General features: G+C 57.7%; 10 protein-coding genes. All 10 read left to right on the top strand.

The genetic code is table 11. The annotated features are described in order from the left end of the window. Positions 1 to 28: 28 nt before the first annotated feature. The 10 genes from ACSOSI_RS15360 to narJ all read left to right on the top strand — a co-directional run bounded on the left by ACSOSI_RS15360 (position 29) and on the right by narJ (position 14274). The gene (locus ACSOSI_RS15360; RefSeq protein ID WP_012145613.1) at positions 29 to 934 is read left to right on the top strand and encodes a glycosyltransferase family 2 protein; all 906 of its coding nucleotides are present in this window, start codon (positions 29 to 31) and stop codon (positions 932 to 934) included. A 1-nt stretch (position 935) separates the two neighbouring features. Continuing rightward, positions 936 to 1997 (top strand): glycosyltransferase family 4 protein, encoded by a 1062-nt coding sequence (locus tag ACSOSI_RS15355; RefSeq protein ID WP_261098125.1) that lies wholly within the window; start codon positions 936 to 938, stop codon positions 1995 to 1997. 1 nt (position 1998) lies between these two features. Beyond that, positions 1999 to 2742 (top strand): glycosyltransferase family 2 protein, encoded by a 744-nt coding sequence (locus ACSOSI_RS15350; protein ID WP_012145611.1) that lies wholly within the window; start codon positions 1999 to 2001, stop codon positions 2740 to 2742. Beyond that, a complete protein-coding gene (locus ACSOSI_RS15345) occupies positions 2739 to 4616 on the top strand; it encodes a carbohydrate-binding protein CenC (RefSeq protein WP_476705721.1) in 1878 nt (625 codons plus the stop codon). Before ACSOSI_RS15350 ends, ACSOSI_RS15345 begins: the two co-directional genes overlap by 4 nt. Before the next feature lie 6 nt (positions 4617 to 4622). Continuing rightward, complete coding sequence (locus tag ACSOSI_RS15340) at positions 4623 to 5612, top strand: glycosyltransferase family 2 protein (protein ID WP_129939849.1); 990 nt, start codon at positions 4623 to 4625, stop codon at positions 5610 to 5612. A gap of 4 nt (positions 5613 to 5616) precedes the next feature. Continuing rightward, positions 5617 to 6519, top strand: a complete 903-nt coding sequence (locus ACSOSI_RS15335) for a glycosyltransferase family 2 protein (RefSeq protein WP_476705720.1) — start codon at positions 5617 to 5619, stop codon at positions 6517 to 6519. A gap of 156 nt (positions 6520 to 6675) precedes the next feature. Further along, positions 6676 to 7929 (top strand): EpsG family protein, encoded by a 1254-nt coding sequence (locus ACSOSI_RS15330; RefSeq protein ID WP_218216620.1) that lies wholly within the window; start codon positions 6676 to 6678, stop codon positions 7927 to 7929. A 323-nt stretch (positions 7930 to 8252) separates the two neighbouring features. Beyond that, entirely contained in the window at positions 8253 to 12014 is a 3762-nt protein-coding gene (locus tag ACSOSI_RS15325; RefSeq protein WP_476705719.1) for a nitrate reductase subunit alpha, read from the top strand. Next, positions 12011 to 13555 carry a nitrate reductase subunit beta gene (gene narH / locus ACSOSI_RS15320; RefSeq protein ID WP_085117243.1) on the top strand — a complete coding sequence of 515 codons (1545 nt, stop codon included), beginning with the start codon at positions 12011 to 12013 and terminating at the stop codon, positions 13553 to 13555. The genes ACSOSI_RS15325 and narH overlap by 4 nt, the downstream gene beginning before the upstream one ends. Then, positions 13552 to 14274 (top strand): nitrate reductase molybdenum cofactor assembly chaperone, encoded by a 723-nt coding sequence (gene narJ / locus ACSOSI_RS15315; RefSeq protein WP_112364446.1) that lies wholly within the window; start codon positions 13552 to 13554, stop codon positions 14272 to 14274. Before narH ends, narJ begins: the two co-directional genes overlap by 4 nt. Positions 14275 to 14276: the final 2 nt, after the last annotated feature.

The raw sequence follows: 14276 nt of genomic DNA, 5'->3' as shown, positions 1-14276 counted from the left end.
AAATGATAATATATTGTTGAGGTAATAAATGGACTTATCGATTGTCATGCCCGTTTTTAATAACTCAGCCAGTTTGGCCGCCACATTAGTCAGGATGACTAATGCCTGCCTGGGGTTCGATTATGAAATTATCGTGGTTGATAATGCTTCCGACCAATCAGAGCTGGATAATATGCGCGGCTTATTGGCCGCCAATCGCCGGGCACGGTTACATGAAAATAAAGTTCGCAGTAATACGGCGGTTTCCTGTAATACCGGTTTTCGTTTGGCGCGCGCGGAAGTGGTTTTCTTTCTGGAACCGGAGGACTCCTTTAGTACCAACTATATTATCCGCCGCCTGGAACGCCATCAGGACACCCGGCTGGACATTATTTTTGGTAATTACGCCACGGTGAGTGACAAAAATATTCGCAGCTATCGATTTGATTACAAGGAGGGGGCGGCAGGGGCGGATTTTTTATTTCTCGACATGGGGGATATTCGCACCTCCACCATCAGTCTGCGTAAAAAAGATGACCGACGGTTTTTATTCCCGGAGTTCCTCTACAAGTACCAGGACTGGGGGTTTTTGGTCAATGCCACCAATCTGGGGGCTAAAGTGGCCTTTGACGAAGGGCTAGGGGTGTTCATCCGCTGCGGTGATGCCGATACGGATCGTTGCCGGATGAACCTCGACGACAGCGAACAGTTTATTGATGCCTACCTGAATGCCAGTGGCCGTTACATCAGCGGGTTTGCCTGCAAACACCTGCTGGCCTCGCTGTACAGCGAGAACCTGCAGGCTTTCAACTATTACTCATCGCGCACGGAACGCCAGGCTCTGAGCAGCAAGTTCAGGGCGATCAAACTGTACGGCGACTGCCTGGCCAGGCTAGGGCTGTTTCCGTTGGGGGGACGTCTGTTACGCAGCGCCCGTGAGGGATTTCGGAGATGACATGCAGCAACGAAAAGTAGCAATCGTGATTGAGAACATCGCCGAAAAAGGCGGTACCGAACGGGTCGCCAGCAGCCTGGCCAATGCGTTGGCTACGCGTTTGGGGCATCAGGTGGAACTGGTGTCGATCAGCGGCGACCGGGCATTTTACCCGCTGGACGCCGCGGTGACCCTGCGCTTTATGCCCGGCAGAACGCTGCTGTGGCCCTGGCGGCTGGCGTGGTTTCTGCGGCGCGGCCGTTATGACGTGATTATCACCGTTTCGATGGGAAAACTCTCGTCGCTGATGGTGCCCTACCTGCGTTTACTGTGTCCGCACAGCCGCCTGTTGCTGAGTGAGCACGTCAGTTTCCATCAATACGCCTGGCCGATGAAATGGCTGAAGGTGCTGGTTTATCGGTTGGGCGACCGCACGGTACTGCTGACCCAAAAAGATCTGGCCACCATCAGCCGCTGGGTACCGGAACGCAAATGTCTGGTTATCGAAAACGTCTCCCCCTTCCCGGTGCAATCGCCGCAGACGAAGTTGCAACAGCCGGTGGCGCTGGCGGTCGGTCGGCTATGCCATCAGAAAGGGTTTGATCGCCTGATAGCCGCCTGGCAACGGGTGGCACGGCAAACGGCGGGCTGGCAACTGCATATCGTCGGTGATGGCCCGGATCGGGCGGCGTTACAGCAGCAGATTGACGCCGCCGGGTTGGCTGAACAGGTGAAGTTGCTGCCGGCGACCGCGGACATTGCCGGCCATTATCGCCAGGCGGCAATGCTGTTAATGACCTCGCGTTACGAGGGGCTGCCGATGGTGTTGATTGAAGCCATGAGCTTCGGCCTGCCGCTGGTGGCGTTTGACTGCCAGACCGGGCCAGCTGAGCTGATCGATGACGAGGGCAATGGCTATCTGGTGGCGGAGGGCGATATCGAGGCCTTCAGCCGACGTACGTTGGCGCTGATCGACGACGGTGAATTGCGTCAACGTTTTTCCCTGCGCTCGCTGGAGCGGGCGCAACAGTTCATCCCAGAGCGGATTTATCCCCAATGGCAACAGCTTATCGCTGGAGGTTAAGATGGAAAAAGTTTCAGTTATCATGCCGGCTTACAACGCCGCAGGCTTTATCAAACAGTCGATCCTCGGGGTGCTGAACCAGACCTATCAGGATTATCACCTGTATGTGATCGACGATGCCTCCACCGATCAAACCGCTGAGGTGGTGAAACCCTTTATTCACGATCGCCTGACTTACATTCGCAACAACACCAACCAGGGCGTGGCCGAAACCCGCAATATCGCGATAGAAGCGGCGCGTGGCGATTATATTGCCTTCTGCGACAGCGATGATGTCTGGCACCCGAACAAGCTGGCACGCCAGGTCGGCATTCTGAAAACCGACCGCTATGACGTGGTGTGCTCGCACTATTACACCTTTGAAGATGACCCGGCGCGGGTGAAAAACTACCGCGGTTCCGGGGAGATCATCGCCTACCGGGACATGCTGAAAAGCAACTGGATCGGCAATTTGACCGGGATGTATAACCAGCGCCAGGTCGGCAAGGTGTACCAAAGCAAGGTCGGGCACGAGGACTACGTGATGTGGCTGTCGGTGCTGGAAAAAGCGCGTAACCACCTGGCGTATTGCATACCCGAGCCGCTGGCCTTTTATCGCCTTTCTGCACAGTCGTTATCCGGCAATAAAATTCAGGCGGCCGACTGGCAATGGCAGATTTATCGCCGTCATCTGGGGCTTTCCTACCAGAAGTCCTGCTATCTGTTCTTCTCTTATCTGTACAACGCGGTGATGAAACGCCAATGAAACTCAGCAAGCTAACCACCGCCTGCCTGCTGGTAGGCTCCGGGCTGGCCAATGCCGCCCCCTGCGGTAATAACCTGCTGCAGGATCCCGGGTTCGAGCAGGGAGGTGCTGGCTGGTCACTGGCCTCGGCACAGGTGGTAGCGGGCGGCCACGGTGGCCGGAGCAGCCTGTTCTATCAAAATCACAATCCCGCCAACTACCACAATATGCTGCAGACGCTGGCGGTTAAACCGGGCCAGCAGCTGGCTTTTGGCACCTGGGTGCGCGGTGAGAACCTGAAGGGCAAGGGCGAAAATCAGGGGGCCGGGGTGTTTATCGAAAGTTATGACAGCCAGGGGCGTTTTTTGGCCGGCAGCTACCCGCAGGGCCTGCTGGGCACCAGCGGCTGGCAGCCGGTCACCGGGGATTTTCGGGTGCCGCCGCGCGCGGTGAAGGTGGTGCTGGGCGTTTACCTGCGGCGGGGGACTACCGGCAGCGCCTGGTTTGATGACGTCTACGCCTGTCAGCAGCCGGTCGCGCCGGAGCTATACCAGATGCGCAGTAGCCAGGGGACGGCATCGAGCCTGATCGAAGTGGTTGATCCGCAGCAGGTGCAGGTGGACAGCACGCTGGTCGACGACAAAAACACTGCCGTGAAACACGACAGCCGCCGTTACCGCATTAACGGAAAGCAGCAGGTGGAGTTCCCGCTGCCTGCCGACCTGGCTGCCGGGGAATATCGCCTGCAGCAGCAGGTGACGGACGTGGCTTCACAGCGCAGCCAGAGTAGCGAAATGCCGATCAGCGTCGGCCGTGAACAGCCTAAAGTGGCGTTGGATGCACAGGGTTATACGCTGAAACAGGGCAAGCGTTTCTTCCCGCTCGGGATTTATATGTACGGCGAGATGGTGACGGATGAGCATCTGGCACGCATCCGCGATGCCGGTTTCAACACCTTGCTCAATTACAACTACGGCACCGGACGTGACCCCGATAACTATTTCCGCAAAACCCAGCAGTACGGTTTGCAGGTGATTTTCTCGCTCAAGGACATGTATGCCGGCACCCGCTTTGCGCCGGAAACCAAAATGAGCTATCCGCAACTGACGGCGAGCTATGTGGAAAGGTTTAAACACCAGCCAAACCTGCTGGCCTGGTATATCAACGACGAACTGGGGCCGGAATACGTGCCGCAGATTGAGCAAAAGCATCTGCAGGTAAAACGCCTGGATCCGGATCACCTGACGTTCCAGGTGCTGGACAAGACCGGCACGCTCAACGCCTATTTCAACAGTTCGGACGTGCTGGCCAGCGATCCTTACCCGGTCGGCAGGGACGCAGATCTGACGCGGACGCTGGAGTACAGCCGCATTACCAGCCAGGTCGCGCGGCAGGTCAAAGGGGCCTGGCTGGTGATGCAGATTATGGATCACGCCGCTTATGCGCCGGGGCGTAAACCGCGCCAACCGACGGAGGCGGAGATGCGCAATCAGGCCTGGCTGGGGCTGATTGGTGGCGCTAAAGGCATTCTGTTTTATTCCTATACCGACTTGTTCTACAAGCGCCAACGCGGCGGCTTTAGCCAGCAGGAGTTTGATGCTATCTGGCGGGGTGTGGCCAGCGTGGCGCAGCAGATTGTCAGCTTTAACCCTTACCTGCTTTCCGGCGAAAGCACCCTGCTGCAGGGCAACAATACCGCCATCCCGGCAAGGTTGTTTATCGACGGTGATAAGGGCCTGGTGCTGATCGCCAACCCTTACTACCGGCCGATGTCGGCGCGCTTTGATTTGCCAACCGGTTGGCAGGCGCAAGGCCAACGGCAGATTGAGGCCGAGTTGCCGTCGATGGGCAGCCGGGCGGTTTGGGTGCAACTTCAAAAAGAAAAGAAAGGATAACCGATCATGAATATCACTCTGAGCCTGATTATTCCGGTGTATAAGGTCGAGGCTTATATTGAGGCTTGCCTGTGCTCAGTGCTGCAACAACTGCCGGACTGGGCGGAAGTGATCATCGTGGATGACGGCAGCCCGGATGGCGCTATCGGCATTGCCGAAGAGGTGCTGTGCCGCTATCCGCAGCACAAACTGCGGGTCAGTATTCTGCGTCAGCAAAACCAGGGGCTGAGCGAGGCGCGTAACAGCGGCATTGCCCATGCCGAAGGACGCTATATCGGCTTCCTCGACTCCGACGATGTGCTGCTGGAAGGCTATTTCAGCATTTTGGGACGCCTGCTGGCGGATAACCCTTTGGCAGACATCGTCGCCTTCAACGCCCAGCGTTTTTCGGCTTTCAATAACGGCAAGATCCAGCCGGACGGCACCCTGGCTATCGTACCGGGCAATGCCGCCCCCCAGCAGCGTGATGCCCATATGGCGCTGCTGGCGGACAGCTTCAACCGCAGCCTGTGGTACGCCTGGGCGCGTATTTATCGCAAAACGCTGTTCGAGCAGGCCCGCTTCCCGGCGGGGCGCAATTTCGAAGATATTCAGCTGATCCCGCAACTGTACCTGAAAGCGGAACGTATCGTGTTGTGCGACACGCCGCTGGTGGGTTACCGCGCCAACCCGAATGGCATTACGCGTGCGCCTAAACGCCGCGATCTGGACGATCTGGATTATGCGCTCGGCGGTGCCGACACGGGACGCCGGGAGGGAGTGGGTCATGGGTTGTACTCGGTACTCTTCGTTACCACGCTGAAGGCGCGTTTGCTGGTCGGGCTGGATTTTTTCGGGCTGCGTGACGCGCTGCGCGAAACCCGCGAGCTGAAACGCCGCTACTCCGGCCTGCGGGCAGAGGAGCGCAAAATGCTGAGCCGCAAGAATCGGCTGTTTTACCGCAGCCCGCTGGCTTACTACCTGATGGCCCGGCTGTATAACCTACGGGTGAAATAAAACTATGAGTATTACCGTCAGCGTCATCATACCCACCTATGGCCGCAGTGAACTGTTGGCACGCGCCATCGACAGCGTGCTGGCGCAAACCCATCGCCCGCTGGAAATTATCGTGGTGGATGACAACCCGCAGGGCGATGCGCATCGCCTGGCGACCCGCGAACGCCTGGCCGACTATATCGAGCAGGGGCAGATCATTTACTACCCGCGTCGCCACAACGGCGGGGGCGCACAGGCACGTAACAGCGGGATCCTGCGCTCGCGCGGTGAGTACATTACCTTTCTGGATGATGACGACTACTACCATCCGCAAAAAATCGCCCGTCAGTTGGCGTTTATGCAGCAGGGCAATTACGACGTCAGCCTGTGCGACATGGATATTCTCAAGGACGGGCAGATCAGCGCCGGGCATTATTACCGGGCGCGTTGCGCAGGGCTGGAAGATTTTATGCTGGCCGGCGTCGCTTACACGCCGATGATCATGATGCGGCGCAGCATGGCAATTGCGGTGCGCGGTTTCTTTAATACCCCGCGCTATCAGGATCATATCTTCCTGTACCGGCTGTTGGCGGCCGGGGCGAACATCGGCACGCTGCATGAACGCCTGGCAGTGCATAACGATCATGATGGTGAACGCATCACCTCCAGCCCGAAAGGCATCCTGGGTTACCGCAATAAAATGCAGTTTGAAAAGCGCTTGATGCCGCAGATCTCGCCCAGGGCGCGCAACATCATGCGTTTGCGCCACACCTGCATTAACTCGCGCATCATTACCGACGGCAAGAGCCGTCTGGCTGGGGTGTTATACGGGCTAAGGGGCATTGTCTACGTCAATAGCGGCCTGATGGCTGGGGTCTATATGAAGAATATCATCCGCAATGTGTTTTTCCGTGGCGTGCCTTTCTGAATAAACATAACCCTCTCCCAAAGGAGAGGGCCGGGGTGAGGGGCTTTTGCCTCTGATCTGTCTGTTTCCCCTCACCCTAACCCTCTCCCACAGGAGAGGGGACAATATCGCCTAATACTCCCAAATGAGAGGGAATTATTTAGCCAGAGGATGATTATGCGCTTTGAACGTTCTACGCTGATTGGCAGCGTGCTGCTGCTGACGGTACCGCTGTTTGCCTTGCTGCACAGCATTGGCACCCTGCGGGCGGGAAAGAAAAATACGGTGGCCTATCTGCTGATTGCGCTGTGTTTTTTCTTCTTCTTTATCAAGATCCCGCCATTGGCCGATCTCTACCGCCACTTTGCCAACTATGATGCGATTAACTCGGCCACCAGCCTGGGTGATGTCGTTCAGGGCAAGGTGGACGTGGTGCTGTACGCCAACTTTTATATTTTCAAAACCCTGGGTATCCCTTTTTACGTCATTCCGGGGCTGTACGTTGGCCTGTCGGTTTACTGCTATCTCGCCGCGCTCAATATTGTCATGTTGCACTCCGGCAAGGTGTTTTCAGCCAGGCAGTTTGTATTGCTGCATCTGGCGGTGCTGTTTCTGATCAACCCGTTTATCATCGGCATGGGGCTGCGTTTTGGCTTCTCGATGGCGGTGATGACGCTGGCGATGGTGCTGTTTTGCCATAAACAGAATCGGCCGCTGGCCGCCGGCCTGATGTTATTCGCCATGCTGACCCACTTTTCCAGCATGCTGCTGGTCGGGGTGTTTCTGTGCAGCCGGGTAATGCGGCTAAACCGCCTGCTGACGGTGGTGTTTAGTGCCATTGCGTTGCTGACCGCCAAGTTCGCACTGCCGTTTATTCTTTCTCACATTACGATTTCTGGCATTAACAGTTATTCCGACGTCTATACCTCCGGCATGTATGCCAGCGATTATCTGACCTCCGGCAATGCCAATGGGATGATTAACTTCCTGATTGTGCTGTTCCCGGCGCTGTTTCTCGGGGTCTTCATGCTGGCGAATCCGATGCGTAACCAGGCGGGGGACATCAAAAACACCGCGGCCTGGCTGGTGGTATTTGTGTTCCTGTGTTCCAGTTCGCTGCAGGCGGCCAGCCGCTATGCCAGCGTGGCGTCGGTATTCCTGCTGTTTTACTATGTGGCTCATCATCGCTCGTTCATGCGCGGCAGATTTAACTACTTCTTCCTGTGCTTCATGCTGATGGCCACCGGTTATAACCTGATCGAGAATATCTATGTCCCGCGTCGGCCGATCATGCTGGGGCAGATGTGGCAGTCATTTTATAAAACGCCGTTGCTGAACCTGTTCTACGGCGAACAGGAGTATGAGCAGTATCTGCGGGTTATCAACCGTGACAGCGGCGAGTGGATCGGCCATGAGATGGATGCAGGTTAATGAGCTTCTTCCTCCACTAACATCAACATAGCAGCCAGGGATGCGGACGCCCGCCCGCATCCTACCCCCAAATACCCCAACTCACTTCGCAGTACATCCCGCCTAATATCTAAATCATGATTTTTATTCTATTTTCAATTAATTAGCGCCACTGCCTGCCCTGATACTTTAGGGGTAGGCACGCCGTTGCCGCCGTTATTCTCCCTCCGTTCTCTTGATCGCAATCAATTTGCCGCTGCAACCGCATTAGTAGGCTGGCGGCAGATTGAGCAATGCCGTTCCTTTAACGGTAAAAATATTAAAAGCTTTCAGGAGAATTCCGGATGAGCAAGTTTCTAGACCGATTCCGCTATTTTAAGCAGTTGGCGGAACCCTTTTCTGGCGAACATGGCCAGACGCTAAACACCAACCGCGACTGGGAAGACGGCTATCGCAGCCGCTGGCAACACGACAAGATTGTGCGATCCACCCATGGGGTTAACTGCACCGGCTCCTGTAGCTGGAAAATATATGTAAAAAACGGCCTGGTGACCTGGGAAACCCAGCAAACCGATTACCCGCGAACCCGCCCGGACTTGCCCAACCATGAACCTCGCGGTTGCCCACGTGGCGCCAGCTACTCCTGGTATCTGTACAGCGCCAACCGACTGAAATACCCATTGATGCGCAAACGCCTGATCAAACTGTGGCGTGAGGCCAAGGCGCTGCACAGTGACCCGGTCGATGCCTGGGGCTCGATCGTCAGCGATGTCGAAAAATCCAAAAGCTACAAAGTCGCGCGCGGACGCGGTGGTTTTGTCCGATCCAGCTGGCAGGAGGTGAACGAACTGATTGCCGCTTCCAACGTCTACACCGCCAAAACCTTCGGCCCGGATCGCATTATCGGCTTCTCACCGATCCCGGCGATGTCGATGGTGTCTTACGCCGCCGGTGCCCGCTATCTGTCACTGATTGGCGGCACCTGCCTGAGCTTCTACGACTGGTACTGCGATTTACCCCCGGCCTCGCCAATGACCTGGGGCGAGCAGACCGACGTGCCGGAATCGGCCGACTGGTACAACTCCTCCTACATCATCGCCTGGGGTTCTAACGTGCCGCAGACGCGTACCCCGGACGCCCACTTCTTCACCGAAGTGCGCTACAAAGGCACCAAAACCGTGGCGGTGACGCCGGACTATGCCGAAGTCGCCAAACTGTGCGACCAGTGGCTCAATCCGAAGCAGGGCACCGACAGCGCCATGGCGCTGGCAATGGGCCACGTGATGCTCAAAGAGTTCCACCTGGATCGTGAGGTGGGCTACTTCCGTGACTACGTGCGTCGCTACACCGATATGCCGATGCTGGTGATGCTCGAGCCGCGCGAAGCGGGCTATTACGCCGCCGGTCGCCTGCTGCGAGCCGCCGATCTGGTGGATGGCCTGGGGCAGGAAAACAACCCAGAGTGGAAAACTGTCGCCATAGATCAGCGCAACGGTGAGCTGGTGGCACCGCAGGGGTCGATTGGCTTCCGCTGGGGCGAGCAGGGCAAATGGAACCTGGAACAGCGCGCCGGTGAAGACGGGCAGGAAGTCGAATTGCAACTCAGCCTGCTGGGCGCACATGACGAAGTGGCCGACGTCGGGTTCCCTTACTTTGGCAGTACCGAAAGTGAACATTTCAACAGCGTGACGCTGGACGAGATCCTGCTGCACAAACTGCCGGTCAAACGCCTGCGCCTGGCGGACGGCAGCGAAGCCCTGGTGACCAGCGTTTACGATTTAACCCTGGCCAACTACGGCCTCGATCGTGGTCTGGACGACGCCAACTGCGCCACCGACTATGACGACGTCAAAGCCTACACTCCGGCCTGGGCCGAGCAGATCACCGGCGTCTCACGTCACAACATTATCCGCATTGCCCGTGAGTTTGCCGACAACGCCGAGAAAACCCATGGCCGTTCGATGATTATCGTCGGTGCCGGAGTTAACCACTGGTACCACATGGACATGACCTACCGTGGCCTGATCAATATGCTGATCTTCTGCGGCTGCGTTGGCCAGAGCGGCGGCGGCTGGGCGCACTACGTCGGCCAGGAAAAACTGCGGCCGCAGACCGGTTGGCTGCCGCTGGCGTTTGGCCTCGACTGGCAACGTCCGCCGCGCCATATGAACAGCACCTCGTTCTTCTATAACCATTCCAGCCAGTGGCGCTATGAAACCGTCGGCACCGAAGAGCTGCTGTCGCCGTTGGCGGACAAGACCCGCTTTGGCGGTAGCCTGATTGACCTAAACGTGCGCGCCGAGCGCATGGGCTGGCTGCCGTCGGCACCCCAGTTGGGCACCAACCCGCTGCATCTGGCGGCGCAGGCGAAAGCCGCCGGTCAATCGCCGCTGGACTATACCGTCGAAGGGTTGAAAAAAGGCAGCCTGAATTTTGCCGCCGAACAGCCGGACAACCCGCAGAACTTCCCGCGTAACCTGTTCGTTTGGCGTTCCAACCTGCTGGGCTCATCCGGCAAGGGCCACGAGTACATGCTCAAGTATTTACTGGGCACCGAAAACGGCATTCAGGGTAAGGATCTGGGCCAGCAGGGCGGCGCCAAGCCCGAGGAAGTGGAATGGCTGGATAACGGCGGTGAAGGCAAGCTGGATCTGGTGGTGACGCTTGATTTCCGCATGTCCAGCACCTGTCTTTACTCCGATATCGTGTTGCCGACCGCTACCTGGTACGAAAAAGACGACATGAATACCTCGGACATGCATCCGTTTATTCACCCGCTGTCGGCAGCGGTCGATCCGGCCTGGGATTCGAAAAGCGACTGGGAGATTTATAAGGGCATCGCCAAAGCCTTCTCCGAGGTGTGTGTCGGGCATTTGGGCCAGGAAACCGACGTGGTGACGCTGCCTATTCAGCATGACTCGGCCGCCGAGCTGGCGCAGCCTTATGGCGTCAAAGACTGGAAAAAGGGCGAGTGCGAACTGATCCCGGGAGTTACCGCGCCGCATATCATGGTGGTAGAGCGTGATTACCCGGCCACCTACGAGCGTTTCACTTCGCTGGGCCCCTTGCTGGATAAGCTGGGCAACGGCGGTAAAGGGATTAGCTGGAACACCCAGACCGAAGTCGACTTCCTGAAAAAACTCAACTACGTGAAGGCCGATGGCCCGGCGGCCGGTCGGCCGAAGATTGAAAGCGCCATCGATGCCGCCGAGGTGATCCTGGCGCTGGCACCGGAAACCAACGGACAGGTCGCGGTCAAGGCGTGGGACGCGTTGGGCAAGATGACCGGCCGCGATCACCGCCACCTGGCGCTGAACAAGGAAGATGAAAAAATTCGCTTCCGCGATATTCAGGCCCAGCCGCGCAAAATCATTTCCAGCCCGACCTGGTCAGGTTTGGAAGACGAACATGTGTCTTACAACGCCTGCTATACCAACGTGCATGAGCTGATCCCATGGCGCACCATCAGCGGCCGTCAGCAGCTGTATCAGGACCATGAGTGGATGCGTGCCTTTGGCGAAAGCCTGCTGGTGTATCGCCCGCCGATCGACACCCGTGCCGCGCAGCCGTTGCTGAACCAGAAGCCGAACGGCAACAAGGAGAAGGCGCTGAACTTCCTGACGCCGCACCAGAAATGGGGCATTCACTCCACCTACAGCGACAACCTGCTGATGCTGACCCTGTCGCGCGGTGGGCCGATCGTCTGGATGAGTGAGGAAGATGCCAAAGATCTGGGGATTGAGGATAACGACTGGATCGAAGCCTTTAACGCCAACGGTGCGTTGACGGCGCGGGCGGTGGTCAGCCAGCGCGTCCCGGCCGGCATGACCATGATGTACCACGCGCAGGAACGCATCGTGAATATTCCCGGTTCGGAAATCACCAGCCAGCGCGGCGGTATTCATAACTCGGTGACCCGCGTCTGCCCGAAACCGACCCATATGATCGGGGGTTATGCGCAGTTGGCCTACGGCTTCAACTATTACGGCACCGTCGGCTCCAACCGCGATGAGTTTGTGGTGGTACGCAAGATGAACCGCATCGACTGGTTAGACGGTGAAGGCAACGACGACTCGCAGGGTAGCCAGCAGGAGAAAGCAAAATGAAAATTCGTTCGCAAGTTGGCATGGTGCTGAACCTGGACAAATGCATCGGTTGCCACACCTGTTCGGTGACCTGTAAAAACGTCTGGACCAGCCGCGAGGGCATGGAATACGCCTGGTTCAATAACGTGGAAAGCAAACCCGGCGTCGGTTATCCGCACGCCTGGGAAGATCAGGAAAAGTGGAAGGGCGGTTGGATCCGTAAAATCAACGGCAAGCTGGAGCCGCGCATGGGCGGCCGCGTCGGCCTGTTGTCGAAGATATTCGCCAACCCGGACGTGCCGGCGCTGGACGACTATTACGAGCCGTTCGACTACGACTACCAGAACCTGCATACCGCGCCACAGGGCAAGCATCAACCGATCGCCCGGCCGCGCTCGTTGATCACCGGCCAGCGCATGAAGAAGATTGAAAATGGCCCGAACTGGGAAGAGATCCTCGGTGGCGAATTCTCCAAGCGTTCGAAGGACAAAAACTTCGACAATATGCAAAAGGAGATGTACGGCCAGTTCGAAAACACCTTCATGATGTACCTGCCGCGCCTGTGCGAACACTGCCTTAACCCGGCCTGTGTCGCGACCTGCCCGAGCGGGGCGATCTACAAGCGTGGCGAAGACGGCATTGTGCTGATCGATCAGGATAAATGCCGTGGCTGGCGCATGTGTCTGACCGGCTGCCCGTACAAAAAGATCTATTTCAACTGGAAAAGCGGCAAGTCCGAGAAGTGCATCTTCTGCTATCCGCGTATCGAGTCCGGCCAGCCGACGGTGTGTTCGGAAACCTGTGTGGGTCGTATCCGTTATCTGGGCGTGCTGCTGTATGACGCCGACCGCATCGAGCAGGCGGCAGCGGTCGAAAATGACAAGGATCTGTACCAGAGCCAGCTGGATATCTTCCTCGACCCGCACGATCCGGCGGTGATTGCCCAGGCGTTGGCCGACGGCATTCCACAAGGGGTGATCGAATCTGCCCAGCAGTCGCCGGTATACAAAATGGCGATGGACTGGAAGCTGGCGCTGCCACTGCACCCGGAATACCGCACGCTGCCGATGGTGTGGTACGTACCGCCATTGTCACCGATTCAATCCGCCGCCGATGCCGGTGAGCTGGCGCACAGCGGCGTATTGCCGGACGTGGAAAGCCTGCGTATCCCGGTGCAATACCTGGCCAACCTGCTGACCGCCGGCGATACCGCTCCGGTGCTATTGGCGCTCAAACGCATGCTGGCGATGCGCCACTACAAACGGGCGGAAACCGTTGACGGCGTGCTGGACACCAGCGCACTGGAACAGGTGGGGCTGAGCGAAGCGCAGGCGCAGGAGATGTACCGCTATCTGGCGATCGCCAACTATGAAGACCGCTTCGTGATCCCGTCCAGCCATCGCGAACTGGCGCGTGAGGCCTTCCCGGAAAGCAAAGGCTGCGGCTTTAGCTTTGGTGACGGCTGCCACGGTAGTGACGGTAAATTCAACCTGTTCAACAGCCGACGCATTGACGCTATTGATGTGACGAAAAAAACGCCCCGCCAGGAGGATGCCTCATGATCAGCCTGAAAGTGATTGCTCGCCTGCTGGACTACCCGGAGCAGGCGCTGTTTGACCATCAGCAGGCGCTGGTGGAGGCGCTGGAACCGGCCAGCGAACTGGATTTGCACCACAGCGCGAAGTTGATCCTGTTTATTCGCCGTTTCTGCGCCCGTCCGTTGCTGGATGTGCAGGCTGAATACTGCGAGCTGTTCGATCGGGGCCGCGCCACCTCGTTGCTGTTGTTTGAGCACGTACATGGCGAGTCGCGCGATCGCGGTCAGGCCATGGTCGATCTGATGGCGCAATACCGCGAAGCCGGGCTGGAGATCGACAGCCGCGAGCTGCCGGACTTCCTGCCGCTGTACCTGGAGTATCTTGCCAGCCGCAGCAAGGAGCAGGCCGCGGAGGGGTTGCAGGACATCGCACCGATCCTGGCGCTGTTGGGCGCCCGGTTACTACAGCGGGAAAGCCCGTATGCGGTGCTGTTTGATCTGCTGCTGGTGCTATCTGGCAGTGACGTTCAGGCACAGGCGCTGACGTCTCAGGTAGCAAAAGAAACCCGCGATGACACGCCGCAGGCGCTGGATGCGGTATGGGAAGAGGAGCAGGTTAAGTTTCTAGGTGAGGAAGGTTGTGCTTCGGCACAGCAGGCGGCGCACCAACGGCGCTTTGCCGGTGCGGTAGCCCCGCAATACCTGGACCTGACGGATGCGCTAACCGGAACCAAAGGACGCTAATC

It is taken from the genome of Serratia sp. AR11 (assembly GCF_056376275.1).
The sequence above is the reverse complement of the archived record's forward strand: the minus strand, read 5'-3'. Positions and strand labels throughout refer to the sequence as shown.